This is a genomic window from Cellulomonas sp. URHB0016 (assembly GCF_054057935.1).
On sequence record NZ_JBSRZU010000001.1, the window covers coordinates 176472 to 201708 of the forward strand.

Below are 25237 nucleotides of genomic sequence, written 5' to 3' on the forward strand. Positions count from 1 at the left end.
CGGTGGAAGCGTCCCGAGGTCGGTGAGAGGCTCGACGGGCTGAAGGAGTCGGCGGCCTCCGGGGGCGGTGACCGCTCCCGGCCTCTCCGCAGGAGTGCGCCATGCCCGAGCCCGAGCTCCCCGCCCAGCAGCAGCAGCCCCCCGGCCTGACGGACCCGATGACCCCCACGCCCGACCACGGCGAGTCGAGCTATGAGGGCACGGGGTTGCTCGAGGGCCGCCGCGCGCTCGTCACCGGCGGGGACTCCGGGATCGGGCGCGCCGTCGCCATCGCGTTCGCGCGTGAGGGGGCCGACGTCGCGATCGTGTTCCTCCCCGAGGAGAAGGCCGACGCGGACGAGACCGCCGAGTGGGTCGAGCGCGCGGGGCGCCGCTGCATCCAGGTGCCCGCCGACCTGACCCAGGAGGACGAGGCGCGCGCTGCCGTGACCCGCGCCGTCGCCGAGCTCGGCGGGCTCGACGTCCTCGTGAACAACGCCGGCTTCCAGTGGGCACGCCGCGGGTCGATGGCGGAGGTCACCACCGAGGACCTCGACCGGACGATCAAGACGAACCTGTACGCGCTGTTCTGGGTCACGCAGGAAGCTCTCGAGCACCTCGGGGTGGGCGGAGCGATCATCAACACCTCGTCGATCCAGGCGTACCAGCCCTCCACGTCGCTGCTCGACTACGCGTCCACGAAGGCCGCGATCAACAACGTCACCGTGAACCTCGCCGCGGAGCTGGGACCTCGCGGCATCCGGGTCAACGCCGTGGCGCCCGGACCCATCTGGACACCGCTGCAGCCCGCGACGCAGCCCACCGAGAAGATCGAGCACTTCGGCGCCGACACGCCGCTCGGCCGGGCGGGCCAGCCGGCCGAGGTGGCGCCGGCCTTCGTGTTCCTCGCCGCCGAGTCCACCGCGTCGTACGTGTCCGGCACGGTGCTCGGCGTCACCGGCGGCAAGCCGGTGTTCTGATGCGCACCGACCGGATCGCGCAGCCGTGGGGGACAAGGACCCCCTACGGCCCGGGTGAGCGCTGGCCGGTGCGTGTCGACACGTTCGTCGAGCCGGGTGCGGAGGTCGACCGGTGGGTGCGCAGCGCGTCGGTGCTGCACTCCAACGGTGACGGGCTCGACATCGCGGTGGGCGGCGGGCGGATCGTCGGCGTCCGCGGGCGCGCCGACGACCGGGTCAACCACGGACGGCTCGGCCCCAAGGACCTGTTCGGGTGGCAGGCGAACGGCTCGCCCGACCGGCTCCGGCGGCCGCTCGTGCGGGACGGGGGCCGGCTCGTCGAGGCGTCGTGGGACGAGGCGATGGGGCGTGCGGTCGGGCGGATGCAGCACCTGCTCGACGAGCGCGGACCGAGCAGCGTCGGGTTCTACACCTCGGGCCAGCTCTTCCTCGAGGAGTACTACACGCTCGCCGTGCTCGCCCGGGCCGGCATCGGCACGCCGCACCTCGACGGGAACACCCGGCTGTGCACCGCGACCGCGGCGGAGGCCCTCAAGCAGTCGTTCGGCTCCGACGGCCAGCCCGGCTCGTACGCCGACATCGACCACGCGGACGTCCTGGCGCTGTACGGGCACAACGTCGCCGAGACCCAGACCGTGCTGTGGAGCCGCATGCTCGACCGGCTCGCGGGTGCCCGGCCGCCCGCCCTCGTCTGCCTGGACCCGCGCCCGACGCCGGTCGCGCGGGCCGCCACCGTCCATCTGGCTCCCCGGCCGGGCACCAACCTCGCGCTGATGAACGGCCTGCTGCACGAGCTCGTCGCGCACGGCTGGGTGGACCGCGAGTACGTGGCGACGCACACCCGGGGGTTCGAGGACCTGGCCGCCACCGTGTCCGCGTACCCGCCGGAGCGGGTCGCGCAGATCTGCGACGTCGACGTCGGTGCGCTGCGGGAGGCGGCCGGGCTGCTCGGCACGGCGTCGCGCCTCACGTCCACCGTGCTGCAGGGCTTCTACCAGTCGCACCAGGCGACGGCGGCGTCCGTGCAGGTCAACAACGTGCACCTGCTGCGCGGCATGCTCGGGCGGCCCGGCTGCGGCGTGCTCCAGATGAACGGGCAGCCCACCGCGCAGAACACCCGGGAGTGCGGCGCCGACGGCGACCTGCCGGGGTTCCGGAACTGGGCGAACCCGGCGCACGTGGAGGAGCTCGCCCGGCTGTGGAACGTCGAGACCGGCCGGATCCCGCACCATGTGCCGCCCACGCACGCGATGCAGATCTTCCGGTACGCCGAGCAGGGGTCGATCGGGCTGCTCTGGGTGCAGGCCACCAACCCCGCCGTCTCGCTGCCGGAGCTCGACCGGGTGCGGTCGATCCTGTCGTCCGAGGGGCTCTTCCTCGTGGTGCAGGACATGTTCCTGACCGAGACGGCGGCTCTCGCCGACGTCGTCCTGCCGGCGGCGGGCTGGGGCGAGAAGACCGGCACGTTCACCAACGCGGACCGGACGGTGCACCTGTCCGAGCAGGCCGTGGAGCCTCCCGGGCAGGCCCGGTCGGACCTCGAGATCTTCGTGGACCTCGCCGACCGCCTCCGGCTCACCGACCGGGACGGCGAGCCCCTCGTCGCGTGGCGCACGCCGGAGGAGGCATTCGAGGCGTGGAAGCGGTGCAGCGCGGGACGGCTGTGCGACTACACCGGCCTGACCTACGACCGGCTGCGTGGCCCGAGCGGCATCCCGTGGCCCTGCACCGAGGCCCGGCCGGAGGGGACGGAACGCCTCTACGTCGACGGTGGCTTCTGGGCGGCCCCTGACCGGTGCGAGACCTACGGCCGCGACCTCGAGACGGGTGCGCCGGTGGACGCGACCACCTACCGGGCCACGAACCCCGGCGGCCGGGCGATGCTCAAGGCGGTGGAGTACCGCCCGCCCCACGAGGTGCCGACGGACGAGTACCCGTTCTCCCTGCTCACCGGCCGGACGCTGTACCACTTCCACACCAGGACGAAGACGGCGCGAGCCCCCCAGCTGCAGGCCGCGGCCCCGGAGGTCTGGGTCGAGGTGTCGGCACCCGACGCCAGGTCCTCGGGGCTCGCCGAGGGGGACACCGTCGAGGTCACCACGCCGCGGGGCAGCGTGCGGGCGCAGGTCAGGGTCACCGGCATCCGGCCGGGTGTGGTGTTCCTGCCGTTCCACTACGGGTACTGGGACGGCGACGACGCCACGTCCGGCGACGTCGCCGGTGGCGCAGCCGACGGGCACCGCAGGGCCGCGAACGAGCTCACGCGCACCGAGTGGGACCCCGCGTCCAAGCAACCCCTGTTCAAGACCGGGGCCGCGCGCCTGCGGAAGGTCGCGGCGGGCGGTGGCTCGCCGTCGTCGGCACCGACCACCGCAGCCTCGGCGCCGGTGACAGGAGGCGTCCCGCCGACGCGCGGCGGTCCCGACGCCGAGGCCGACGAGGAGTCCGAGGTGCGCCCCGAGGAGGTGGTCGTCCGGTGAGGACCGACCTGGCACTGGCCGCGCTGGCCGCCGGCGAGCGCGTCCTCGCCGCCGCCCTCGACGACCTCGCGGCGCGGCACCCCGACGACGCGGACGTCGCCGTCGTGGCCCGCGATCTCGCGGGACGGTCGCGGGAGCACGTGGCGGACCTCACGCGGGTCGCCGGTGCGCGCGGGGACCGCTCACCACTGCCTGCCGTTCCGCGCTCCGCGGTCGCCTCCGACGACCCGCGCCCGCCGCTGCTCGCCGACCTGCGCGACGCCTACGTCACGGCGTCCGGGGTCGGCGCCGACTGGGACGTCCTGCGGCAGGTCGCCCTGGCGTCGCGGGACGACGCCCTCGCCGCGCTGGTCGAGGCAGGTGCGCCGCACACCGAGCAGCAGGTGACCTGGCTGCGCGCCAAGCTCCGCGAGTCGGCGGCCCAAGGCGCTCTCGACTTAGCACCACCGGAGATCGAAGGAGGAACGACGATGGACAGGAAGGACCCGAGCCCGGACGACGTGCCGGAGCTGCCGGAGGAGCTCGACGGGCTCCCGCACGACGAGCCCGCGGACTCGCCGCCCGCCACGCGCGACCCGGCCGACCCGGACGCGCACGGGCCGATCATCCACGCGTGACCGCAGCCGTCGAGCCCGTCACGCGCTCCCGGGGGCATCAGGACGTCCCGCTGGTGACCAGCGGGACGTCCTGACTGGTGGCCGGGCGCCCCCGCTCACGCACCGGCGGCGGGTCGCGCACCCGCCGCCGGTGCGGACGCGGCCCCGGCCACCTCCGTGGCGGTGTCGTGCGCGGCCACGTCCGGCTCGGTGGACCGGTCGTCCGGCGGTGCCTTCAGCACGAGCGTCATGTGGCCGCCGAGGTAGCCGCTCACGAGCACGCCGGCGGTCGCCGCCAGCGAGAGTGCGACGCCCGCCGTTCGGTGGCCGCGGCGGCGCAGCAGCCACGACGTCCCGAAGGTCAGCACCGCCGCTGCGTTGAGGGCGGCGTGCACCGTGCCGACGCGCTGCACCCGTTCGCCGGACCGGTCCCAGTCCGCCCAGCCCGTCAGGGCCGTCGGGATCGCCGCGAGGACCCCCGTGCCGAGCAGCCGGTCGGCGGCCGCGTGCGACGCCGGCGGCCCGACCACGTCGAGGGTGGTGGCGCTCAGCCAGAGCCCGATGGGCACGTCGGTGAGCAGCGGGTGCGCTGCGTGCCCCAGGGGAGCGCCACGCAGCAGCGCGCGTCGGCCGGACGTGCCGACGAGCCGACGGACGAGCGGACGCAGCCGGTCGGCGGCGCGACCGAGGGTGGCGTCGGTCTCCGCCGCCGCGGCGAGCCGACGGGGGAGCGGCACGTCGGGTGCTGCGTCAGCGGTCGTCGTCACCGGGACCTCCGGCGGTGTCCGTGCCCGAGGTGCTGCGGGGCTTGGTGAAGGACGCGTGCACGGCGGCCTTGGCGCGGTCGGGCAGCACGGCCGCCGCTGCGGTCTGGCTGCGGACCTTCAGGCTGTGCACCTCGATCTTGTCCTTGCCCGCCAGCAACGCCTCGACGGCCTCTGTCGCCACCTTGGCCGGGTCGTCCTTGGGCCCCTGGCCCACCCGGGTGTCGGTCATGTCGGCACGTTCGAAGAACTCGGTGTCGGTGGGGCCGGGGAGCAGGGCGGTGACCGTCACGCCGGTCTTCCTCAGCTCGTGCCGCAGAGCCTCGCTGAACGACAGCACGAACGACTTCGACGCCGCGTACGTGGCGTAGTAGGGCCCCGGCATGAGGCTTGCGGTCGAGGCGGTGAACAGCACGCGTCCCTGGCCCCTGGCCACCATGGTCGGCACCAGCGCCTTGGCCAGACGCACCGGCGCGACGACGTCGAGCGCGATGACCTCGAGGTCGCCGTCGAGCGGGGTGTCCAGGAACGCGCCGCCCTGCCCGACGCCCGCGTTGAGCGCGAGCGCCTCGACGGGCCGGCCGGTGCCCGCCACCGCCTCGACGAGCCGGTCGACGCCTGCCGGTGTGGTGAGGTCCGCCTGCACGGCGACGGCGGCGACGCCCTGCCCGCCGACCTCGGAGGCGGCGCGGTGGACGTCGTCGTCCTCGGCGGTGAGCAGGACGTCGAACCCGTGCTGCGCGAACGTGTCGGCCATCGCGCGGCCGATGCCGCTCGAGGCACCCGTGACGACGGCGAGCGGGCGGGTGGACGTGTCGGCGGTCATGAGCTCCTCCGGTGGGTTGCCCGGCGGCGCCGCCTGCCTCACGCCTCACCCGACCGTAGGCAGACGCTCGCCGGCCCGCACGTCGACGGCCCTGCCACGCCGCGCCCGTTCAGGATGGGGGCATGCACCTGCGACTGCTCCTGCTGGCGGACACCCACCTGCCGACGCGGGCACGGGACCTGCCCGGGCCCGTGTGGGCCGCCGTCGACTCGGCGGACGTGGTCGTCCACGCCGGCGACTGGGTCTCGGAGGACCTGCTGGACGCGCTGGAGGCCAGGTCGGCGCGGCTCGTGGCCTGCGTCGGGAACAACGACGGCCCCGCTCTGCGCGCCCGCCTCCCGGAGGTCGCGCACGCGGATCTCGCCGGGCTCCGGCTCGGCGTGGTGCACGAGACGGGCCCCGCCCAGGGGCGCGAACGGCGCGCCGACGAGCAGCACCCCGGCCTGGACGTCCTCGTCTTCGGGCACAGCCACATCCCGTGGGACAGCGTCACGCCGGCCGGCCTGCGGATGCTCAACCCCGGCTCGCCGACGGACCGCCGACGCCAGCCGACCGCCACGTTCATGACCGCCGCCGTCGAGGACGGGACGCTCGTCGGCGTGACGCTGCACCCCGTCGCACGACAGGGGCGGTGAGCGTCGTCCGCGCCCACCGCCCCCGCATCCGGCGTGCGGAGCTCACTCCGAGCGGGAGGCGTCCTGCAGCGCGCCCGTCCCCTGGGAGGCGGACTCGGTGTCGCGCTGCGGCGACGTGGCGGACGTGCCGTGCTGCGTGAGCTCGGAGAGGTACTCGTGGCACTGCTGCGCGCGCCGCGAGTCCTCGCTCATGACCTGCTCGAAGAACGAGGCGATGTCGTCCTTGCCGGCGTTGCGGGCGTCCCGGACGTACTGGCCGTAGTCGTGGCCCGCCTTCAGCGAGTGGTACTGCAGGGAGATGAGGTCAAACGTGACGTCATCGAACCCGGTCTCTCCAGTTGCCATCGTGCTCTCCTCGACGACGACGCCGGGTCGTCAGCCGGCGTGTCCCTGCCAGCCGTTCCTTGACCGGATTTCACGCTAACCCGCGGCCCGGGCCCCGCAACCGCTGCACGGCCGGGGCCCGGCTCGACGCGCGGGAGCGGCGGGCCGGGGGTAGGAAAGGGGTGCCGCACCGCCGCTGTCCGAACACGGCGGCGCGAGGGCACGAGAGCACGAGCACGAGCACGGTGTCGGTGCAGAAGGCGGCCGGCGACGCGGAGGACCGCACAGCCAGGGACCGCCGATGACCCCCTTCATGCACGACCGCGCCGGCCAGGCCGACCCCACCCGGGGGCGCGTCGTCGTCACCGGCGGCGCAGGATTCCTCGGCAGCCATCTGTGCACCGAGCTCGTCGCGCGCGGTGCCGAGGTGGTGTGTCTCGACAGCTTCCTCACCGGGGCTCCGTCGAACGTCGCGCATCTGCTCGACGAGCCCACGTTCCGCCTGGCGCGGTGCGACATCACCGACTTCGTGCACGTGCCAGGTCCCGTCGACCTCGTCCTGCACTTCGCGTCGCCGGCCTCGCCGGTCGACTACCTGCAGCTGCCCATCGAGACCCTCAAGGTCGGGTCGATCGGCACGCTGCACGCGCTCGGCCTCGCCAAGGACAAGGGTGCCCGCTTCGTGCTGGCGTCGACCTCCGAGGTGTACGGCGACCCGCAGGTGCACCCCCAGCCGGAGGAGTACTGGGGTCACGTGAACCCGGTCGGGCCACGAGGCGTGTACGACGAGGCGAAGCGGTACGGCGAGGCGCTGACCACGGCCTACCGCACCGCGCACGGCGTGGACACGGCGATCGTCCGGATCTTCAACACCTACGGGCCCCGGATGCGCCCTCACGACGGCCGGGCGATCCCCACGTTCGTCCGTCAGGCGCTCGCCGGCGAACCCGTCACGGTGGCCGGCGACGGCAGCCAGACCCGGTCCGTCTGCTATGTCGACGACCTCGTCCGGGGCATCCTCGGGCTCGCCGCGAGCGGGCACCCCGGACCGATGAACATCGGCAACCCGACGGAGCTCACGGTGCTGCGGATCGCCCAGGACGTGGTCGAGGCGACCGGGTCGCGATCGCGGATCGACCTCGTGCCCCGCCCGGTCGACGACCCCGAGGTCCGTCGCCCGGACACCGCGCTGGCGCGGCGCGAGCTCGGCTGGGTGCCTGAGGTGCCCTGGGAGGAAGGCCTCGGCCGCACGGTGCGGTGGTTCGCACAGGCCGCGAGCGTGCCCGCCTGAGCCGCTGGTCCGGCCCGGGGCCGCCGCCCTCCGGCCGCCGGTCTGCGGCCGCCGGTCTGCGGCCGTCCGCAGTCAACCTGGCGTCGGCGAGTACGCGGTGGGCCGCCCGCAGTCAGCCTGGCGTCGGCAGGTCCGCGCGGTCGAGCTGGCGCTCGACCGCCGCGACCACCTCGGCGACGGTCGTCGCGGCCAGCACCGGGTCGGTCGTCGCACCGTGCGGGTCTCCCGAGGTACGGGCGTCGCCGTGCCACAGCACGGTGTGCCTCTCGGGATCGACGGCCGGTCCCCACCGGTCGGGCGAGACGGGCCCGAACAGCAGCACGGACGGTGTGCCCAGCGCCGTGGCGAGGTGCGCGACCCCGGTGTCGCCGCACACCAGCAGGTCGGCGGCCGCGACCCGGGCGGCGAGCGCCGGAAGCGTCAGCCGCCCCGCCGTGCTCGTGACGCCGGGCAGCCCGGCTCCGACGCGAGCACACAGCTCGACCTCGCGCGCGTCACCGGTGAGGGTGACGTGTCGCCCGGCGCGCACCAGGTGCCGGGCGACGGCGGTCCACCGGCCGGGCGGCCAGCGGCGCGACACCGACGCCGCCCCCGGGTGCAGGAGCACCTCATGGCGTGCCCCGGCCCGCTCCAGGTCGTCGCCGGGTGGCTCGAGCCGGAGGTCCTCGCGCCCGCACGGTCCGCCTGCCCAGCGGACGAGCCGGCACCAACGGTCCACCTCGTGCTCGTCGTCCCGCCATGGTGGTCCGTCATCGTGCCCAGGCGTCGCGAACGTCACGAGCCGCTGCGGCCCCGTGGCGCGCAGACGGGCGTTGCTCTGCGGCCCTCGACCGTGGAGGTTGACGGCCACGTGGCCGCCGCCCGCCCACGGGACGGGCGTGCCCAGCCCGGCGGTCGCCGCGACGGCGTCGACGAGACCCAGGTCGCGCAGCCATGACCCGAGCCGTGCGGGTGCGGCCAGGACCAGCCGCCGGTCGGGCCACGCGCGGCGTACACCGCGCAGCGCCGGCACCCCGGTCAGGGCGTCGCCGAGTCCGAGCGCCCTGAGCACGAGCACGTCCCCGGCTTGCTGCGCGCTCACGGCCAGGACGACTCCCCGGACGCCATCACGAGCATCTCGCGGATCTCGCTGCCGACCGGTTGGGTCAGCGCGGTCAGCACGGCGCCGGCCGTGTGGGCGGGGTCGTTGAGCTGGGCGTCCGGGCCGGGCCGGTACTGCTCGGTGCGACCGTCGAAGAACGGGGTGCTCATGCCGCCGGGCACCAGCAGCGTGACGCCGACGCGACCGGCGAGCTCGGCAGCAAGGGCATGGGTGAACCCGCGGACGGCGAACTTCGACGCGCAGTAGGCCGTCGCGTCGCTCACACCACGCAGCGCGAGCGTCGAGGCGACCGTGACGATCGTGCCGCGGGTCTGCTCCAGGTACGGCAGGCACGCCCGCACGACGGCCACGGTCCCGAAGAGGTTGACGCGGACCACGCGCTCCCACGACTCCACGTCGACGTCCGCGAGAGGTCCGCACGAGTCGATCCCCGCCGCGGTGACCAGCCCGCTCGGTGGCCCGACCTGCGCCACGAGCTCCTCGACCGCCCGCGCGGCCGCGTGCGAGTCGGACAGGTCGACCTGTGCGTGCGCGACGTCGTCCGCGGGCGCCGCCCGGTCGAGCACGGCGGGGGTGCCGCCCGCGGCGGCGACGGCCGCGACGACCGCCGCGCCGAGGCCGCTCGCACCACCGGTCACGAAGACCGTGCCGAGCGCTCGGGGGCCGGGGACGCCCGACGAGCCGGGGCGGACGAGGGTGTCGGTCATGGGACCTCCTGCGGGACTGGCGTCCGGGCGCTGCCCGTCCGCTCGATGATGGACGACGTGGACCGGCCGTCCAGATAGGGGAGGAGCACGACACGGCCACCGCCTGCGCGGACCACGTCGGTCTCCGGCAGCGGTCGACCGCCGTAGTCGCCGCCCTTGGCCCACACGTCCGGCGCGAGGGCCGCGAGCACCCTGCGGGGATCGTCCTCGTCGAACACCACCACGGCGTCGACGCAGTCGAGCGCCTCGAGGACGCGGGCGCGGTCGGTGGCGGCGACCACCGGCCGGCCCGGGCCCTTGAGGCGTCGCACGGACGCGTCGGAGTTCATGACGACCACCAGGGCGTCACCGAGCCGGCGCGCCGCCTGGAGGGTCGCGACGTGGCCGGCATGGACGATGTCGAAGCAGCCACCCGTCGCGACGAGCGTCCGGCCACCGACGCGCAGACGGGCCCCGAGGGCTGCCACGTCGTCGGTGCCGGGCGTGGTGAGCGCCGGTGCGTCACGAGCCGGGGCCGTCGGCGACAGGCCGTGCCCGCCCCCGCGCCCGGCCTGCGCACGGAAACCCTCGGCGCCTCCGGCCGCCACCCACGCCGACGCCCGTGCGACGGCAATCTCGACCGCCGCCGACACCAGGGCGCCCCGGGACAGCGCGACCGTGGCGGCCGCGGCGAAGCTGTCGCCCGCACCACAGGTGTCGCCGCCGGCGACCGCAGCGGCGGGGACGAAGACCGCCTCGTCCGCGGTCGTCGCGACGAACGCGCCACGCGCACCGGCCGTGACGGCGAGCGCCCGGGCCTTCCAGGCGGCGCGCAGGTGCTGCGCGAGCGCGTCCGGCGCCCGTCCCGGGTCACCGTCCGTCTCCCGGGCGGCCCCGCGCGCCTCACCGAGGTTCGGGGTCACGAGGGCTGCACCCTCCACGGGGCGTCCACCCCGCGGGTGGGGGTCCCACACCACGGGGCACCGCCGGGCGGCGGCGGCGAGCATCGTCCGGAGCCGCTCGTCCCGCGTGGTGCCCGCGCCGTAGTCGGCCACGAGGACGGCGTCGGCCGACGCCAGGAGCTCCCGCACGGCGTCGTCGGGGACGTCCGTGGGGGTGCCGGGACCACCGTCGTCGATCCGCACCAGCGACCGGCCCTCGCACCGCACCCGGACCTTGCGTCGCGTGGGTCCGTCGTGGCCGAGCCCGACCACGTCGACCCGGGACCGTAGGGCGTCCGTGAGCAGCCGGCCGCTCGCGTCGTCGGCGACCGGTGCCACGAGCGTCACGCGGGCACCGTCAGCGGCGCAGAGCAGGGCGGCGAGACCTGCCCCGCCGGGCGACTCGGAGGTCGCCGTCACGTCGAGCACCGGGGCAGGCGCGTCGGGGCAGAGCCGTTCGCTGTGGCCGTCGACGTCTCGGTCCAGCAGCAGGTCCCCGACCACGACGACGTGCGGCCGGGTGTCGTGCCCGGCCGGTACGCCGACGACGGGTGCCGCGGTGTCGGCGGCGTCGGCGGCGCCGGCAGCCGCGGGCAGATGGGCGTCGACGGCGGCGCACAGGGCGTGCACGAGCACGAGGTGCGCGGCCTGCACGGCCGCCGTCGACGCGGCCGGGACGCACAGGGCGTCGTCGGACGCGGCGGCGAGCGGGTTCGGGCCACGGCCGGTGAGGGCCCAGACCCGCATCCCGAGGCTCCGGCCGCGTTCGGCGGCGCGTACCACGTTCGGGCTGCGACCGGAGGTCGACAGCAGCAGGAGCACGTCGCCCGCGCGGCCGTGCGCCTCCACCTGCCGCGCGAACATCTCGTCGGCGCCGTAGTCGTTGGTGATCGCGGTGAGGCTGGAGGTCTCCGCGCACAGGGCGATCGCCGAGTACGGCCGGCGCTCGGCCACGAACCTGCCGACGAGCTCGGCCGTGAGGTGCTGCGCCTCGGCGGCGCTGCCCCCGTTCCCGGCGGCGAGCACCCGTCCACCGGCCGCGAGCCGTCCCGCGAGGAGACGGCCCCACTCGTCGACCGTCGTCGCCTGCTCCCGCACGGCGTCGAGCGCGGCCGACAGCTCGTCGAGGTGGTCGCTCACCCAGTCCTGCCCGCTCATCCCGCTGCCACCTCCCTCAGCGCGGAGCGGCGCACGAGGGTGTGGTAGACGAGCTCGGTCCGTGCCGCGACGCGGTCCCACCCGTACAGGAGGACCGCGCGGCCGCGGGCCGCGGCCCCGTACGACGCACGCGTCGAGGGGGCGTCGAGCAACGCCCGGACGGCCCGCGTGAGAGCGGCCACGTCGCGGGGCGGGACCAGCAGCCCTGTGACGCCGTCCCGGACGGTGTCGAGCAGGCCGCCGACCGCCGACCCGACGACGGGCACCCCGCACGCGGCGGCCTCGAGCGGGACGATGCCGAACGGCTCGTACCAGGGTGTCGCCACCACCAGATCGGCGGTCCGGACGAGCGCCGGCAGGTCGCCGTGATCCACGCGGCCGACGAGGTGGACGCGGTCCTGCACGCCCAGGGCCGCGGCGACGTCGAGCAGCCGCGCCGCCTCCGCGTCGTGCGCCAGGTCCTCCTCCGCCGGCCCGCCCGCCACCACCAGCTCGGTGTCCGGCAGGGCCGCGAGCGCCCGCACGGTGGCTTCCACGTCCTTGCGCTCGACGAGCCGCCCGATGCAGAGCAGCCGGAAACGGGCACGTCGAGGCGCCCGCTCCTCGTCCCGCGGGCCGTCGGGCCGGAAGTGGTCGACGTCCACGCCGCACGGCACCACACGGACGTGCGCGGGGGGGACGCCCATCCGGGCCAGCTCGGCCACCTCGTCGGTGCACGTCGCGACCACCACGTCGGCCCGTCGGGCCACGGACGCCTCGGCGGCGACGCGGCCCAGGGGGCTGGTGTCCTTGTCGCCCTGGTGGCGGCGCTTGACCGTGCCGAGCGCGTGGAACGTCTGCGCCACGGGAACACCGGTCGTCTCCGCCGCGGCGAGCGCGGCGAGCCCTGACATCCAGAAGTGGGCGTGCGCCACGTCCGGCGTCCCGTGAGCGGCCCACGCGGCAGCCAGCCGCTCACCGAGCTCGGGGATGTACGGCAGCAGGTCGTCCTTGGGCACCGGGCGCGGTGGCCCGGCGTCCAGGTGCAGCACGTCCACCCCGGGGACCAGCTGCACCCGGTCGGGCAGGCCGGGGTCGTCCCGCCGGGTGTAGACGTCCACCTGGTGCCCGGCCCGGGCGAGGGCTGAGGCGAGGGCCGCCACGTGCACGTTCTGGCCGCCGGCGTCCACGCCACCGAGCGTCGCGAGCGGGCTCGCATGCTCGGACACCATCGCGATCCTCATCGGGCCACCTCCTTGAGCAGGGACTGCCAGTCGGACAGGAACCGCTCCAGTCCGAAGTGCCGGAGCGCGTGCTCGCGGGCGGCGTACCCGCGCTCGCGAGCCTCGTCGGGGTCGTGCAGCCACCGGCGGGCGGCCTCGACGAGGCGTTCGGGCCGGGCGCTCACCACCCCGGCGTCCGGCGGGACCGCCTCCGGGGCCGCTGTCCCCGCGAACGCGAGGACGGGCAGGCCGAGCGTCATCGCCTCCACCAGGGCGAGGCCGAGGCTCGTCCAGCGGAACGGGTGCAGATAGGCGCGACACCCGGCCAGCACGTCGTGCAGCGCGGCCTGCGGGAGGTCGGCGTGCAGGTGCGGGGCGAGCTGCGGGGCACGTTCCGCGAGGGCGCCCATGCCCATGCCGTACACCTCCACCGGGACCTGGGCGGCGACGTCGAGCAGCACGTCGGTGCCGGCGACGCGCCACCGGCGGACGGGCTCGTTCACGGCCGCGGCGACGGCGGCGCGCTCACCGGTGTACCGGTGGCCGGGGTCGGGGATGCCGTGCTCGATGACGACCGTCGGGGCGCGCCCGTTGTCCCACATGGCCGCGTTGAACGCGGTGACGTGGGCGAGGACCACGTCGGAACGGTCGGCCAGCGGGTGGCGGGTGGCGGCGGCGGGGCCCGCCGGCGTGTTGTGCTCGACGTACACCGCCGGCACGTCGACACCGGGCCGCCGGCCCGTCCACCGCTCCACGAGCTCCAGGTCCCGGAGCCGTTGCAGCACCACGACGTCGAGCTCCTCATGGCGCAGGTCGCGCGGGGCCACCTCGCGGGCGGACGACGGCCAGTCCCAGGTGCGCGCACGGCCGCGGCCGTCGGGGGAGCGTGCGTCGTCGACAGGGATGACGTAGTCGTCGCACCCCTGGACGAACGACGTCATCCACGAGCCGTGCACGTGCCACACCAGCACCTTCATGCGGACACCTCCCGCTGCGGCATGCCGGCCGGTCGCTGCGGTGCGCCGGCCAGGGAGTCGACGGCCAGGACCACGTCCCGCGCACCGACCGACGTGAGGCACGGGTGCCCCGCGACAGGACAGGTCCTCGCCCGGCTGCCCGCGCACGCGGCGTGCTGGTCGCCGAGCAGGACCGTCGGAACGCCGAACGGGGCCCAGCGCCCCGCGGGCACCACGGGGGAGAACAGGGACACGACGGGTGTCCCCACGGCCGACGCGAGATGGGCGGGCCCGGTGTTGCCGACGACCACGGCCGCGGCGCCCGCCAGGACCCCCGCCAGCTGCGCGAGCGTGGTGCGGCCTCCCAGGTCGAGGGCCGCCGGCGCGCCGCGGGCGACGTGTGCGGTGAGCGTGCGGTCGGAGGGGCCACCCGTCACGACGACCGCCCAGCCTGCTCCGACGAGCGCCGTCACCAGCGCTCGGGCCTGGTCCGGGGCCGGGGCGCGGGCGGGCACCGCCGCGGAGGGGTGCACCACGACGTACGGCTGGGCGGGCACCAGGTGCGTGACGTCGGGCAGAGGACGCCGCACCCGGGGCAGCCCGGGGTCCCCGGCGGCGAGGGCCCCGCCGGCGGCCCGGGCGAGGTCGAGCGCGGCCTCGACCTCGTGCAGGCCCTGAGGTCGCCGGTGCCTGACGTCCAGCAGCGTGCCCGGGTAGTCCTCGCTGGTCCCGGCGACGAACGCGACCCCGGCGAGCCGGAGCAGCAACGCCGCCGGCAGGGGGCTCTGGTGGAAGGAGGTGAACACGACTGCCCGGTCGTACTGCTTCCCCCCCAGCCGGGCGACCAGGCCGTGCACCGCCTCCGGGTCGACGGCGGCGGGAGACAGACCGTCCCACGGCGGGTCGAACACGAGCACGTCCGCCACGCCCGGCAGGAGCCGCGCGGCGGCCTGCCCTGCGGGCGACGCGAGCACGTCCACCCGCCCCAGCGCCCCGAGGGCGCGGATCGCCGGCCCCGTGACGAGCACGTCGCCGTCGGAGTCCAGCCGTACCGCCAGGACGCGCGTCATGGTGCCTCCGCCCGGGCCGGGCGCGAGGGAGGCAGCAACAGGGAGACGGCCTCGCGGACGTCGGTCGCGACGGCCTCTGCGCGGTGGATCTCCTCGGGGCGGGTCCGAGCGTTCGGCACGAGGACCGCCCGTGCCCCGGCGGCGACGGCCGCGTCGACGTCGGCTCCGATATCGCCGACCACCGCGCACTGCCACGGCTGCAACCCGAGCTCGCGCGCGGCCTGCAGCACCAGGCCGGCGGCAGGCTTGCGGCACCCGCACGACGAGTCGGGCCCGTGCACGCACACCTGGACGGTGTCGAACGGCCCGAGCAGCTCGGCGACCCGGTCGTTCACCGCGTCGACCTGCGCCCGGCTGAGCAGCCCGCGCGCGACACCCGACTGGTTCGACACGAGACCCACCGCGCGGTGCGTCCCGCGCACGGCGTCCAGCGCCTCCTGCGCGCCGAGCACGGTCCGCACCCGGTCGGGGTCGCCGTTGTACGGCACGTCGTGCACCAGCGTGCCGTCGCGGTCGAAGAGCACCGCCCGGGCCGGCGGCCGCCACGGTTCGGCACGGACCCCGTGGGCGACCGTCCCGCGCAGCCGGTGAAGGACGGCCGCGAACGGGATGACCACACTGGTCCAGGCCATGCGCCGCCACTCGGCGGGGGCACCGGGGTCGCCCGGACGGGGCCCGGGCGACAGCCGCCGCCAGGCGAAGTCGGCGGTCAGCCCCGCCCACGCACCGAGCGCGAACGTCGCCGTCCGGCGCCGGTGCGCGGCGGCGGCGAGGAGACCGACGAGCGCCGAGGCCACCGTGACGACATGCCAGGGAAACCTGCCGCGGCCGGTCTGGGCCGCCGCGCGCCACGCCGCGCCGTGCAGCGCCCGCATGAGCGCGTCATCGGCTGCGCCGGCCTGCACCCGGACGCTCACGGCGTCGTCCGCCGGGCGCACCGGGTGGTGGGTCGTGCGTGCGCCCTGCTCCAGGCGCCATCCCGCCCGGCGGAGCCGCAGGGCGAGGTCGGCGTCCTCACGGTAGGCGCGGGGGAACCGTTCGTCGAAGCCGTCGACCCGTTCCAGCGCGAACCGGCGGAACGCCATGTCCGCGGTCGCCCAGCGCGCGTGCTCGAGGCCGGCGGTGCTGCGCTCCCAGTCGGTGGGACGCCGGTCCGGGGGGAGCGGCACGTGCAGCCGCCCCTGGGTGGCCGCCACGTCGTCGTCCACCGCGCGCAGGTCGGCGGCGAACGCCTGCGCCCAGCCCGCGGGGAGCACCACGTCGTCGTCGAGGAACTCGACCCAGGTCTCCCGGGCGGTGCGCCAGCCGGCGTTGCGGGCCGCCGCGGGTCCCCGGCCGCCCGTGCGCACGACGCTGCACGGCCACGGCAGCGGCGGCAGCGTGAGCGCCGGGCCACCGGAGGGGCGGTCGTCGCACACGACGACGCCGGCAGGCGCCGTGCCGGCGGTCTCCCAGTCCTGCCCGGCGAGGCTGCGCAGCATCCGGTCCAGGCAGGGTCGGCCGACCGTCGGCACGACCACCGACCAGGAGGGCACCGGTGCACCGGTCCCGCGGCGTGCGTCCACGACGCTCACCCGTCCGTCCTGAACATCTCGGCCCGCCGCACGAGGTGCGGACCCAGCACCAGGAGGTCGACGGGCGCGGAGCCGAACAGCTCCAGGGCGTCCCGCGGGTCGTCGACCATGGGCCGGCCGGCCGTGTTGAGACTCGTGTTGATGACGACCGGCAGGCCCGTGCGCTCGCGGAAGGCCTCGATCGTCGCGCCCAGCCGTGGCTGCGAGGACGGGTCGACGGTCTGGATCCGTGCGGTGCCGTCGACGTGCACGGCGGCGGGGATGCGGTCGCGCCAGGCGGACGCCACGTGATGCACGAAGAGCATGTAGGGGCTGGGCAGCGGCCCGCCCGAGAAGATCTCGTGGGCGTGGTCGAGCAGGACCATCGGCGCCACCGGCCGGAACTGCTCGCGCCCCTTGACGTCGTTGAGGCGTTCGAGGTTCTCGGCGAAGCCGGGATGCGCGAGGAGGGAGCGGTGCCCCAGCGCGCGGGGTCCGAACTCGCTGCGACCGTCGAACCACCCCACGACGCCGTTGGCGGCCAGCACGTCGGCCACCTCGCCCGCGAGGTCCGCGGGCGTGCGGAAGGGTACTGCCGCGGCCCGCAGCCAGGCGGCGAGGTCGTCGTCGGACCAGGCCCGGCCGAGGTCGGCACCGGGGATCGGCTCGAGGGCGTCGCCCAGGTCGGCGGCCACCTGCATCGCCGCTCCCAGCGCGGTCCCGGCGTCACCCGAGGCCGGCTGCACCCACATCTCCTCGAAACCGCTGTCGCGCCAGATCCTGGAGTTCGCCACGCAGTTCAGGGCGATGCCGCCGGCCATGGTCAGCACCCGGTCCCCGGTCCGGTCCTGCAGCCAGCGCGCCAGGTCGACGAGGACCTCCTCGAGCCGCGCCTGCACGGAGCACGCCAGGTCGGCGTGCTCGCCGCCCCAGGTGCCGTCGTCGACCCTGCGTGGCGCCCACCTGGTCCAGTCGGGAACCTCCGCCACGAACCCGCCGTCGTCCGTCGCGTAGACGAGGTCCCGCAGGTCGTCCAGGTAGCGCGGTGTGCCGTAGGAGGCGAGGGCCATCACCTTGTACTCGTCGCTGGACCGCAGGAAGCCGAGGTGCTCGGTCAGCGACTCGTACAGGAGGCCCAAGGAGTGCGGCAGCTCCTGCGTGGCGAGGATCTCCAGCCGCCCGCCGGTGTAGCGGCCGGCCAGGTGCGACGCACGCTCCCCACGGCCGTCGAGGACGAGGACGCTGCTCGTCTCGAACGGTGACGCGAGCGCGGCGGAGGCGGCGTGCGCCACGTGGTGCGGTACATAGCGCACCACCGAGGGGTCCACTCCGGGCAGGGCTGTCGTGAGGAAGCCGCCGAAGCGCTCGGCGTAGCTGGTGCGCAGGTGGTCCCACGGGTCGTCGAGCCCCAGGTCCTCGGCGTTCTTCGCGAGCGCGGGGTCCCAGCCGTACGCCACCGCGTCGAGGTCCTGCGGTCGCACGCCGGCCTCCGCGAGGCACCACCGCATCGACTGCTCGGGCAGCTCCCACGCCGCAAAGGGCACTGGTCGCTTGCCGTGCTTGCGGCGGCTGAACCGCTCCTCCTCCGCCGCGGCGACCACCCGGCCGTCGACGACGAGTGCCGCGGAGGGGTCGTGGTAGATCGCGTTGACACCGAGCACGCGCATGGGCGGCAGACCTCTCCTGGTGGTCCGCGGTCGTGCGTGGTCTCGACACGAGAGTGCTGCTGGGAGGGTTGCGGGCCCTCCGTCCGGTTCACTGTGGAGCACTTCTCCGAGAGCCGCACTTCGAACCGCTTCTCCCAGAACCCCAGGTCGCCGCACCGGTTGCGGCGGCCGTGCACCGTGTGACGCTGGGCCGACGAAAGCGCGCTCCGGTGTCAGGGCGCGGACGTGATGACCCGGAGGTGTCGTGAAGCTGCCCCGCCCGCGAGGAGTGCTCAGCCGGTCGGTGACCGAGGTCCTGACCGGCGGTTCGACCGATCGCGCCGACCACCTCGCGGCGTTGGCCCGCGCGGCCGTCGACGAGGCGTCCGACGTGCTCGTCGACGAGGACGTGCAGCTCGCGCTGTACGTCCTGTACGAGCTGTTCTACCGAGGCTTCGACGGCGTGGACGACGAGTGGGAGTGGCACCCCGACCTGCTCCGTGCGCGCACGGTCCTCGAGCGGGCGCTCGAGGAGACGCTGCGGAGCCGGGTCGAGCTGCGTCGCGACATCGCGCCCGAGCGCGCCGCGGTCGCGCAGGCCCTGTTCGCGATGACCGCGCCCGCACCGGGTCCGAGCGTCGCCCGCTTCGTGGCGCGGCGGGCGACGCTCGACCAGCTGCACGAGCTCCTGATGCACCGATCGCTGTACCAGCTCAAGGAGGCGGACCCGCACACGTGGGCGATCCCGCGCCTGACCGGGCAGCCGAAGGCCGCGCTCGTCGAGATCCAGGCGGACGAGTACGGCGGGGGAGCGCCGGACCGGATGCACTGTGAGCTGTTCGCCCGGACGATGCGCGGAGCGGGCCTGGACGCCGAGTACGGCGCGTACGTGGAGCAGGTGCCTGCCGTGACGCTGGCCCTCGTGAACGTCATGTCGCTGTTCGGCCTGCACCGCAGCCGTCGGGGCGCCGTGGCAGGACACCTCGCGGCGTTCGAGATGACGTCGTCGTTGCCCAATCGCCTCTACGGCGACGGCTTCCGTCGGCACGGCTACGACGAGAGCACCACCTGGTACTTCGACGAGCACGTCGAGGCGGACGCGGTGCACGAGCAGATCGCCGGACGGGACCTGGCGGGCGCCCTCGCCGAGCAGGAGCCGGAGCTGCTCGACGACATCGTCTTCGGCGCCTCGGTCTGCCTGTTCATGGACGACCTGGTGGGGCGCCACCTCCTGTCGGCGTGGGAGTTCGGCGCGACGTCGCTGAGGCTGGGATGAGCGCCGGACCTGAGCCGCGCCCGCCGCGCCCACGGGACCAGGCGGTCGTCGTGGCCTGCCCCGACGGTCCCATCCTGGTCCGTGGTGACGTGTCGATCGTCGACCCCGACGGTGTGCCGGTCCCGCGGCGGCGCGCCACCGTGGCGCTCTGCCGTTGCGGTGCCTCGGCGATCAAGCCCTACTGCGACGGCACGCACAAGGCGATCGGCTTCAGATCGGACTGAACGACGTCCCGTCGGACCGGTTTGAGCTCCGACCGGACGAGGTCCCGTCGCGGCGGCGGGCAGGTGAACCCGTGTTCGGTGGGGCCCCAGCGGCCGGGCGCGGTCCGTCCGCCGGGCGCGGCCCGTCCGGCGGACGCGGTGGGTGTGGTGCGGTCAGTGCGCGCCCCGCTCCCGTGCGGCGCGCACCGCGGCGACGACCCCGTCGGTCCAGGGCTCGCCGTGCCCGGGCAGCACCACAGCCGCTCCGGTGGCGGCCAGGGCGTCGAGGGACGCGAGCGCCTGTGCGCTGTCGGCCGTCGCCGCGCCGGCGACGATCTGCGGGCCGGTCTGCGCGGTGTACGGGTCGAGCGTCACCAGCGCGTCGCCGCTGAGGACCGCGTCCCGGTCCGGCAGGTGCAGCGCGCAGTGGCCCGCTGTGTGACCGGGTGTCGGCACGAGCCGAGGCGAGCCGGGCAACGGCAGGACGCCGTCGGGGGGGTAGGGCACGAGGTCCTGCACGCCGGGCACCCGCCACGCCCCGGCCCGGGTCATCGAGGCGAGGATGCGCAGCGCCGCAGGGTGTCGGACGGGATACAGCGCCCGGGGGTTCTCGTGCGCGTAGCGGTAGGGGTGTGCCGCGATGAAGAAGTCGCCCTCGTGTGCCCACACCCGCACGCCCAGCTCCGCCCGCGCCCGGGCGGCGAACCCGGTGTGGTCGAAGTGCGCGTGGGTCAGGGCGACGGCACGGATGTCCTGCGGTCTGCGGCGCAGCTGGCGCAGGGCCTGGGCGAGCAGCGGCCACGTGTTCGGCAGTCCCGCGTCCACGACGAGGAGCTCGCCGTCGTCCTCCACGAGGTAGCAGCTCACGTAGGCGTGCGCGAGCCGGTAGACGCGGTCGGCGACCTCGGTCAGTGCCATCGGTCGCTCACCGGCCCTCGCGGTGCGCCGGGACAGCGAGGAGGCCGACGCGGTCGGATCGGAGCGGGGTCCACGGAGGGTCATCCGTGCATCGTGCAACCGCTCGGAGCGTCCCGCGCGTCGAGCCGGTCGCACCGGCAGGACGACGTTCACGGTCGGCGAACAACCCCACGGGAGGGCTGGCACTCGGCGTCGGAGAGTGCTAAATCAATGTCCTGTAGCCAGTTCCGGCGAGGGTCGCCGGACAGCACCCGAGGCCCGGGGACCCGGTGCCTCGACGACGAGGAGGTGAGGGGCGATGGCTACGCGTTACGACCCGTTCCAGGAGATCGACCGGCTGTTCGACCAGATGCTGAACGCCGACCGCGCATCGGCGGCCATGCCGATGGACCTGTATCGGGCAGGGGACCACTACGTGCTCCACGTGGACCTGCCGGGCGCCGACCCGGGCACCATCGACGTCAACGTCGAGGACCGCACGCTGACGATCCGTGCGCAGCGGACCGCCAACGCCGAGCGGGACGTCCAGTGGCTCGCCAAGGAGCGTCCGTCCGGGACGTTCGCGCGGCAGCTCACCGTCGGCCGCGGGCTCGCGCTCGACACCATCTCGGCGACGTATGCGGACGGTGTGCTCACGCTGAGCATCCCCGTCGCCGAGCAGGCGAAGCCGCGCCGCATCGAGGTGCAGCACGGCAGCGAGGCGTCGCAGATCACGTCGGGGCACAGCAGTGCGGACGTGCACAGCAGCGCGGACGTGCAGAGCGGCGCGGACGTCAACGCCTGAGCGTCGCGCCGTGATCGCCTGAGCCGCGGCGGCGAGCGTGGGCCAGTACGCGAGAGCGCCGGTCCGAGGTGAGGGACGACCTGTGCGGTCGAGCCGATCCTCCCCACCCACGCCGCCGCGCAGGGCGGCACGCGTGAGGACGACGGAGGGCAGCACGCGTGAGGGCCGGGCGGTGCCGAGTCGTCGGCCGGAGGGCGGCGCCGGCCGGCACCGCCCTTGCCGTGAGCCCGCACACGTGAGCCACGGACGCGTGAGCCACGGACGCGTGAGCGCTGACGCGTGAGCCCGTTCGCGCGAGCCCTGACGCGTGCCCTCCGGTGTTGTCGGACGGGGGGCCGTGCGCCCTCAGGCTGGGTCCGCACCCGTGGGGTCGGTCGGGTAGATCCGCCGGGCCGCCACGTCCTGGTTGTCTCCCTGGCTCGGCTGGTCGGCGTCCCTGGTACCCAGATCGGCGTCGGGCAGCGCCGGGACGTCGTCGGGTGCCTGCTCTGTCATGTTCTCGCTCCTTCCGCTCGCCTTCTCGGCGACGACCCACGGGCGCCGCCGCGTCACGCGGTGCGCCGAACCCCTCCCGGCCTGCCGGGCCAGCCGAGCAGGACGCACAGGTCACGCCCGTCGCGCGGGCCCGTCAAGGTGGCGCGGGCGACGGCTTCGACGCCGTCGACCTCGCAGCGGACGAGCTCACGCTCGAGGGTCCGGTTCCAGGGGTCCGGCAGCCGGCCGAGCTCGTCGCCGGTGTGGTCGAGCACCGCCACCGAGCCGTCGCCGTCTCGCTCGAGCCGGACCGTGAGCCGGCCCAGTCCGTCGCAGTCCGGCGATCTCACGCGGGTGCGCTCGTCGAACCCGACCACGCGGACCGTCACGTGCCCGCCCAGCGCGGGGACCGTGCGCTGCTCGCGACGGACGGTGGCGAGCCGGGGGGGCGTGTACTGCTCGGGGGGAGCCTGCTCGACGGGGAGCTGCTCCGCTGTGACCTGCTCGATGACCACGGCGTCTCCTTCGCCGCACCGGGAGCGAGGTCGGTGGACAGACCACCTCCGGCACGTGCCGTGTCAGGGCCGGTCCGCGTCCTGCTGCTGGAACGGGCGGGCGGCCTGTCGACGCCCATGGTGCACGCCTCGCGGACAACCCGCATCTGCGGCGCTCAGCCGCGGTCGGGCCGGCCGTCCTCGTCGCACGGCGGGTCGATCCCGAGGTCCACCGCGGCGGCCTCCTCGTCGGCCACGCGCAGCGTGCGCTGCATCGCGGTCGGCGCGAGCTTGCCGACGCCGTGCCCGTGCGGATGGTCGAAGAAGCCGAGCAGGAGCATGAGCAGGGTGATCACCACGGTGATGCTGCCCATCAGCAACCCTTGCGTCACGGCGCGCTCACGAGGGTCGGCGAAGAACAGCAGGTAGACGAAGATCAGGCCCGCGACCACGTAGAGGACGAGCCACAGGGGGAACGGGATCAACCCTTCCGCGCCGTGCACCCGCGCCGCCCTGGCCTGCTCCCGGTCGGCCGTCTGGTCCGCCCAGCGGTCGTACGCGGACTGCTCGGTACCTGTGCGGGGGTCCGTGGCCTCGAAGGTCCGGAACATCGCGACGCCCCACGGGTTGACCGCGTCCCCGATGGTCCCGTCCACCATCGCCTCCCACTCCGGTCCCGCGACCGACCGGGCGTAGCACACGAGCTGGCCGGTGAGCTCCGCCCGGACCTCCGCAGGCATCAGCTGGGCCGTCTCGAGCTGGAGGTCGACGAGCTCGGCCTCGCTCGCCGCGCCCGACCGGGCCTCGTCGTACGACTCGAAGGCGAGGAAGACGATGAACCCGAGCAGCACCGAGAAGCCTGTCGCCAGGACACCGAACACCCCCGAGGCGCGGTCGCCGTCACTGAACCAGCTCCCGTCGGGCGACCGGCTGCGCATCACCAGCATCGCGGTCACCGTCAGGGCGGTGACCAGGACGGTGAGCAGCCCGGCGAGCAGCACGTTCATCCGAACCGGACCGGGGAGGCGAGAAGGACGGCGGCAGTCGCGAGCAGGACGACGCCCCCGGACACGACCATGGTCGTGCGCGTGCGGCGCGAGCTGAGCTTCGTGCCGATTCCGGTGAAGAACAGCACGGACGCGCACATCACGGTCGCCAGCACGTAGTCGTCCTTGCGTTCGCTCGCGCGCTGGGCACGCGAGGCCGACACGTCGGCGGACCGCTCCAGGCGGTGCGACTCCTCGGCCTCCGCGAGGACGTACTCGTCCATCACGAACGGGCTCGGCGGCGCCGCCGGGTCCGACCCGGGCTCGAGGGTGAGCCACGCGTGCACGGCCGGGCGGAACTCGGGACGGAACCGCTCGTACAGGAAGCCCGAGTACAGGGCGGGGTCGGGCACGTACCCCGCGAGAGCGACGTGACCCTGCTCGTCGTCGACGGCCGCGAGCCAGTCGGTGAACAGGGTCACGTCGATGATCGTCTGCTGCCCGGCGGTCGTCGCGGCACGGTTGGACAGGGTCCGGTCGGCCGACGCGGCGCTGTACGAGCTGGTCGCGAGACTGCCCCACGTCGAGCTCTGGAACGCGGACCACGCCGTCATGACGGTCGCGGCGGCGAGCAGGACGGTCGCGATCAGCTCGAGACGCTGCGCGTGTCGCCGACCGTCCGGGTCCGGCCCGTCCGTGAGACCGGCGGTCGGAACGAGCCGCCGCTCGGCCCCGAGCGCGGCGTCGAGCGGCACCGCAGGCTGCTCGCTCGCCGGGTGCGCCGCCGCGCCCGGCTCCTGGCTCACGCTCGCAGCCTAGGCAGGGCGCCCGAGCGCCTCAACCGCTCGTGTCACGAGGCCCGACGAGCCCGCCGTCTCACCCGGTACGTGTGATGCCGCAGGTCCCCGTCGCTGCCTAGCGTCGGTCCCGGGACGGGCCCAGCCGACCAGAGCCACGGAGGACCGCGATGCGTGTCGGGACGACCAAGGCAGCCCGACCATGACGGGCGGCCCGGGAGCGCCTGCGGTCCCGCTCGGTCTGGGACGGGCCATGACAGCCCGCCGGGTGACAGGCGTCGTGCTCCGCACGTCCGCGTTCGTCGGTGGCCTCACGGCCGTGTACGCGGTCTCCCCGCTCGACAGGTTGTCCGAGGTGCCGCTGCCGATCTCGCTCTCGGTCGGCGTCGTCGCCCTCGGTGTCGTCGGGGCGCTGCAGATCCGCTCCGTCGTCCACGCACCGTTTCCCGCGATCCGGGCCATCGAGGCGCTGGCGGTCACGGGCACCTTGTTCCTGTTCCTGTTCGCCTCGGGATACGTGGTGCTCGAGCAGGCGCAGGCCGACAGCTTCAACAGCGACGGGCTGACCCGCGTCGACGCCCTGTACTTCACCGTCACGGTGTTCGCCACCGTCGGGTTCGGGGACATCGTCGCGACCAGCCAGACCGCTCGGGCCATGGTCACGGTCCAGATGATCCTCGACCTGCTCGTCCTCGGTCTGGGCATCCGTGCCTTCGTCGGCGCGGTGCAGCGAGGCCGGGAGCGGATGAGCCGCGAGGCTCCCGTGAACGATGCGGCGGCCCCGTCCGAGGATGGGCCCTAGATCCCACCCGCGGGTGCGGTGGCAGCGAGACGATGGGGGAGTCGGCGACCCCGACGCACCCGCCGCACGCACCTACGAGGAGCGCCCGATGTCCGCCGCCACCACTCACGCCCCCACCGATGTCACCGCACGTGTGCGCGCCGTCCGCTGGGCGCCCCCACCGCTGTGGGAGCCCGGTCGCCGGGCGCGGTTCATCGCCTACGTGGGGGCGAGCATGGTCGCATGGACCGCCGTCGGCCTCGGGCTCGCCGCACTGCTCGGGAGGGCGCTGCCGCTTCTCGGCTGAGCCGTGCGGGGCGCCCCGACCCACGACC

At 74.9% G+C, this 25237-nt stretch carries 26 protein-coding genes; 10 read left to right on the forward strand and 16 right to left on the reverse strand.

Annotated features, from left to right (window positions below; genetic code table 11):
* Positions 1-101: 101 nt before the first annotated feature.
* The 3 genes from ACVW07_RS00820 to ACVW07_RS00830 are packed head-to-tail and all read left to right on the forward strand — an operon-like array spanning position 102 to position 4056.
* Positions 102-959 (forward strand): glucose 1-dehydrogenase, encoded by an 858-nt coding sequence (locus ACVW07_RS00820; RefSeq protein WP_456817399.1) that lies wholly within the window; start codon positions 102-104, stop codon positions 957-959.
* Positions 959-3439, forward strand: a complete 2481-nt coding sequence (locus ACVW07_RS00825; protein WP_456817400.1) for a molybdopterin oxidoreductase family protein — start codon at positions 959-961, stop codon at positions 3437-3439. The genes ACVW07_RS00820 and ACVW07_RS00825 overlap by 1 nt, the downstream gene beginning before the upstream one ends.
* The gene (locus ACVW07_RS00830) at positions 3436-4056 is read left to right on the forward strand and encodes a hypothetical protein (RefSeq protein ID WP_456817401.1); all 621 of its coding nucleotides are present in this window, start codon (positions 3436-3438) and stop codon (positions 4054-4056) included. The genes ACVW07_RS00825 and ACVW07_RS00830 overlap by 4 nt, the downstream gene beginning before the upstream one ends.
* Positions 4057-4151: 95 nt before the next feature.
* On the opposite strand, the gene ACVW07_RS00835 is transcribed toward ACVW07_RS00830, so the two are convergent.
* Both ACVW07_RS00835 and ACVW07_RS00840 read right to left on the reverse strand, forming a co-directional pair.
* On the reverse strand, positions 4152-4802 hold the full coding sequence (locus ACVW07_RS00835) for a DUF2231 domain-containing protein (protein WP_456817402.1): 651 nt from the start codon (positions 4800-4802) through the stop codon (positions 4152-4154).
* A complete protein-coding gene (locus ACVW07_RS00840) occupies positions 4786-5625 on the reverse strand; it encodes an SDR family NAD(P)-dependent oxidoreductase (protein ID WP_456817403.1) in 840 nt (279 codons plus the stop codon). Before ACVW07_RS00840 ends, ACVW07_RS00835 begins: the two co-directional genes overlap by 17 nt.
* Before the next feature lie 122 nt (positions 5626-5747).
* Between ACVW07_RS00840 and ACVW07_RS00845 the strand changes: the two genes are divergently transcribed.
* Complete coding sequence (locus tag ACVW07_RS00845; protein WP_456817404.1) at positions 5748-6260, forward strand: metallophosphoesterase family protein; 513 nt, start codon at positions 5748-5750, stop codon at positions 6258-6260.
* A 42-nt stretch (positions 6261-6302) separates the two neighbouring features.
* Here the strand turns inward: ACVW07_RS00845 and ACVW07_RS00850 are convergent, their stop codons facing one another.
* Positions 6303-6605, reverse strand: a complete 303-nt coding sequence (locus ACVW07_RS00850; RefSeq protein WP_456817405.1) for an acyl carrier protein — start codon at positions 6603-6605, stop codon at positions 6303-6305.
* A 280-nt stretch (positions 6606-6885) separates the two neighbouring features.
* On the opposite strand from ACVW07_RS00850, the gene ACVW07_RS00855 reads away from it, so the two are divergent.
* Positions 6886-7875, forward strand: a complete 990-nt coding sequence (locus ACVW07_RS00855) for a UDP-glucuronic acid decarboxylase family protein (RefSeq protein ID WP_456817406.1) — start codon at positions 6886-6888, stop codon at positions 7873-7875.
* A gap of 112 nt (positions 7876-7987) precedes the next feature.
* Here the strand turns inward: ACVW07_RS00855 and ACVW07_RS00860 are convergent, their stop codons facing one another.
* From ACVW07_RS00860 to ACVW07_RS00895, 8 genes are read right to left on the reverse strand one after another with little or no spacing between them, the layout of a single operon-like run.
* Entirely contained in the window at positions 7988-8956 is a 969-nt protein-coding gene (locus tag ACVW07_RS00860; protein WP_456817407.1) for a glycosyltransferase family 9 protein, read from the reverse strand.
* Positions 8953-9684 carry an SDR family oxidoreductase gene (locus ACVW07_RS00865; protein WP_456817408.1) on the reverse strand — a complete coding sequence of 244 codons (732 nt, stop codon included), beginning with the start codon at positions 9682-9684 and terminating at the stop codon, positions 8953-8955. Before ACVW07_RS00865 ends, ACVW07_RS00860 begins: the two co-directional genes overlap by 4 nt.
* On the reverse strand, positions 9681-11762 hold the full coding sequence (locus ACVW07_RS00870; RefSeq protein ID WP_456817409.1) for a PfkB family carbohydrate kinase: 2082 nt from the start codon (positions 11760-11762) through the stop codon (positions 9681-9683). Before ACVW07_RS00870 ends, ACVW07_RS00865 begins: the two co-directional genes overlap by 4 nt.
* Entirely contained in the window at positions 11759-12985 is a 1227-nt protein-coding gene (locus ACVW07_RS00875) for a glycosyltransferase (RefSeq protein WP_456817410.1), read from the reverse strand. Before ACVW07_RS00875 ends, ACVW07_RS00870 begins: the two co-directional genes overlap by 4 nt.
* Positions 12982-13941 carry a glycosyltransferase family 4 protein gene (locus ACVW07_RS00880; protein WP_456817411.1) on the reverse strand — a complete coding sequence of 320 codons (960 nt, stop codon included), beginning with the start codon at positions 13939-13941 and terminating at the stop codon, positions 12982-12984. The genes ACVW07_RS00875 and ACVW07_RS00880 overlap by 4 nt, the downstream gene beginning before the upstream one ends.
* Complete coding sequence (locus ACVW07_RS00885; RefSeq protein ID WP_456817412.1) at positions 13938-14990, reverse strand: glycosyltransferase family 9 protein; 1053 nt, start codon at positions 14988-14990, stop codon at positions 13938-13940. Before ACVW07_RS00885 ends, ACVW07_RS00880 begins: the two co-directional genes overlap by 4 nt.
* Positions 14987-16564 (reverse strand): HAD-IIIA family hydrolase, encoded by a 1578-nt coding sequence (locus tag ACVW07_RS00890; RefSeq protein WP_456817413.1) that lies wholly within the window; start codon positions 16562-16564, stop codon positions 14987-14989. The genes ACVW07_RS00885 and ACVW07_RS00890 overlap by 4 nt, the downstream gene beginning before the upstream one ends.
* Positions 16561-18210 carry a carbamoyltransferase family protein gene (locus tag ACVW07_RS00895; protein ID WP_456817414.1) on the reverse strand — a complete coding sequence of 550 codons (1650 nt, stop codon included), beginning with the start codon at positions 18208-18210 and terminating at the stop codon, positions 16561-16563. The genes ACVW07_RS00890 and ACVW07_RS00895 overlap by 4 nt, the downstream gene beginning before the upstream one ends.
* A gap of 244 nt (positions 18211-18454) precedes the next feature.
* Between ACVW07_RS00895 and ACVW07_RS00900 the strand changes: the two genes are divergently transcribed.
* Positions 18455-19465, forward strand: coding sequence for an iron-containing redox enzyme family protein (locus ACVW07_RS00900; protein WP_456817415.1), 1011 nt, complete (start codon positions 18455-18457; stop codon positions 19463-19465).
* Complete coding sequence (locus ACVW07_RS00905) at positions 19462-19689, forward strand: CDGSH iron-sulfur domain-containing protein (RefSeq protein ID WP_456817416.1); 228 nt, start codon at positions 19462-19464, stop codon at positions 19687-19689. The genes ACVW07_RS00900 and ACVW07_RS00905 overlap by 4 nt, the downstream gene beginning before the upstream one ends.
* Positions 19690-19842: 153 nt before the next feature.
* On the opposite strand, the gene ACVW07_RS00910 is transcribed toward ACVW07_RS00905, so the two are convergent.
* The gene (locus ACVW07_RS00910) at positions 19843-20586 is read right to left on the reverse strand and encodes an MBL fold metallo-hydrolase (RefSeq protein WP_456817417.1); all 744 of its coding nucleotides are present in this window, start codon (positions 20584-20586) and stop codon (positions 19843-19845) included.
* 298 nt (positions 20587-20884) lie between these two features.
* Between ACVW07_RS00910 and ACVW07_RS00915 the strand changes: the two genes are divergently transcribed.
* Positions 20885-21370: an Hsp20/alpha crystallin family protein gene (locus tag ACVW07_RS00915; RefSeq protein ID WP_456817418.1), complete on the forward strand. Its 486-nt coding sequence runs from the start codon at positions 20885-20887 to the stop codon at positions 21368-21370.
* A gap of 345 nt (positions 21371-21715) precedes the next feature.
* Here ACVW07_RS00915 and ACVW07_RS00920 read toward each other — a convergent pair whose 3' ends face one another.
* From ACVW07_RS00920 to ACVW07_RS00935, 4 genes are all read right to left on the reverse strand, one after another.
* Positions 21716-21865, reverse strand: coding sequence for a hypothetical protein (locus ACVW07_RS00920; protein WP_456817419.1), 150 nt, complete (start codon positions 21863-21865; stop codon positions 21716-21718).
* 53 nt (positions 21866-21918) lie between these two features.
* Positions 21919-22359 (reverse strand): hypothetical protein, encoded by a 441-nt coding sequence (locus tag ACVW07_RS00925; RefSeq protein WP_456817420.1) that lies wholly within the window; start codon positions 22357-22359, stop codon positions 21919-21921.
* Positions 22360-22514: 155 nt separating this feature from the next.
* Positions 22515-23345, reverse strand: a complete 831-nt coding sequence (locus tag ACVW07_RS00930) for a bestrophin-like domain (protein WP_456817421.1) — start codon at positions 23343-23345, stop codon at positions 22515-22517.
* The gene (locus ACVW07_RS00935) at positions 23342-24130 is read right to left on the reverse strand and encodes a hypothetical protein (protein ID WP_456817422.1); all 789 of its coding nucleotides are present in this window, start codon (positions 24128-24130) and stop codon (positions 23342-23344) included. The genes ACVW07_RS00930 and ACVW07_RS00935 overlap by 4 nt, the downstream gene beginning before the upstream one ends.
* A 244-nt stretch (positions 24131-24374) precedes the next feature.
* Here ACVW07_RS00935 and ACVW07_RS00940 point away from each other — a divergent pair, with 244 nt between their 5' ends.
* Both ACVW07_RS00940 and ACVW07_RS00945 read left to right on the forward strand, forming a co-directional pair.
* On the forward strand, positions 24375-24923 hold the full coding sequence (locus ACVW07_RS00940; RefSeq protein ID WP_456817423.1) for a potassium channel family protein: 549 nt from the start codon (positions 24375-24377) through the stop codon (positions 24921-24923).
* An 88-nt stretch (positions 24924-25011) separates the two neighbouring features.
* On the forward strand, positions 25012-25209 hold the full coding sequence (locus tag ACVW07_RS00945) for a chemotaxis protein CheW (protein ID WP_456817424.1): 198 nt from the start codon (positions 25012-25014) through the stop codon (positions 25207-25209).
* Positions 25210-25237 lie beyond the last annotated feature (28 nt).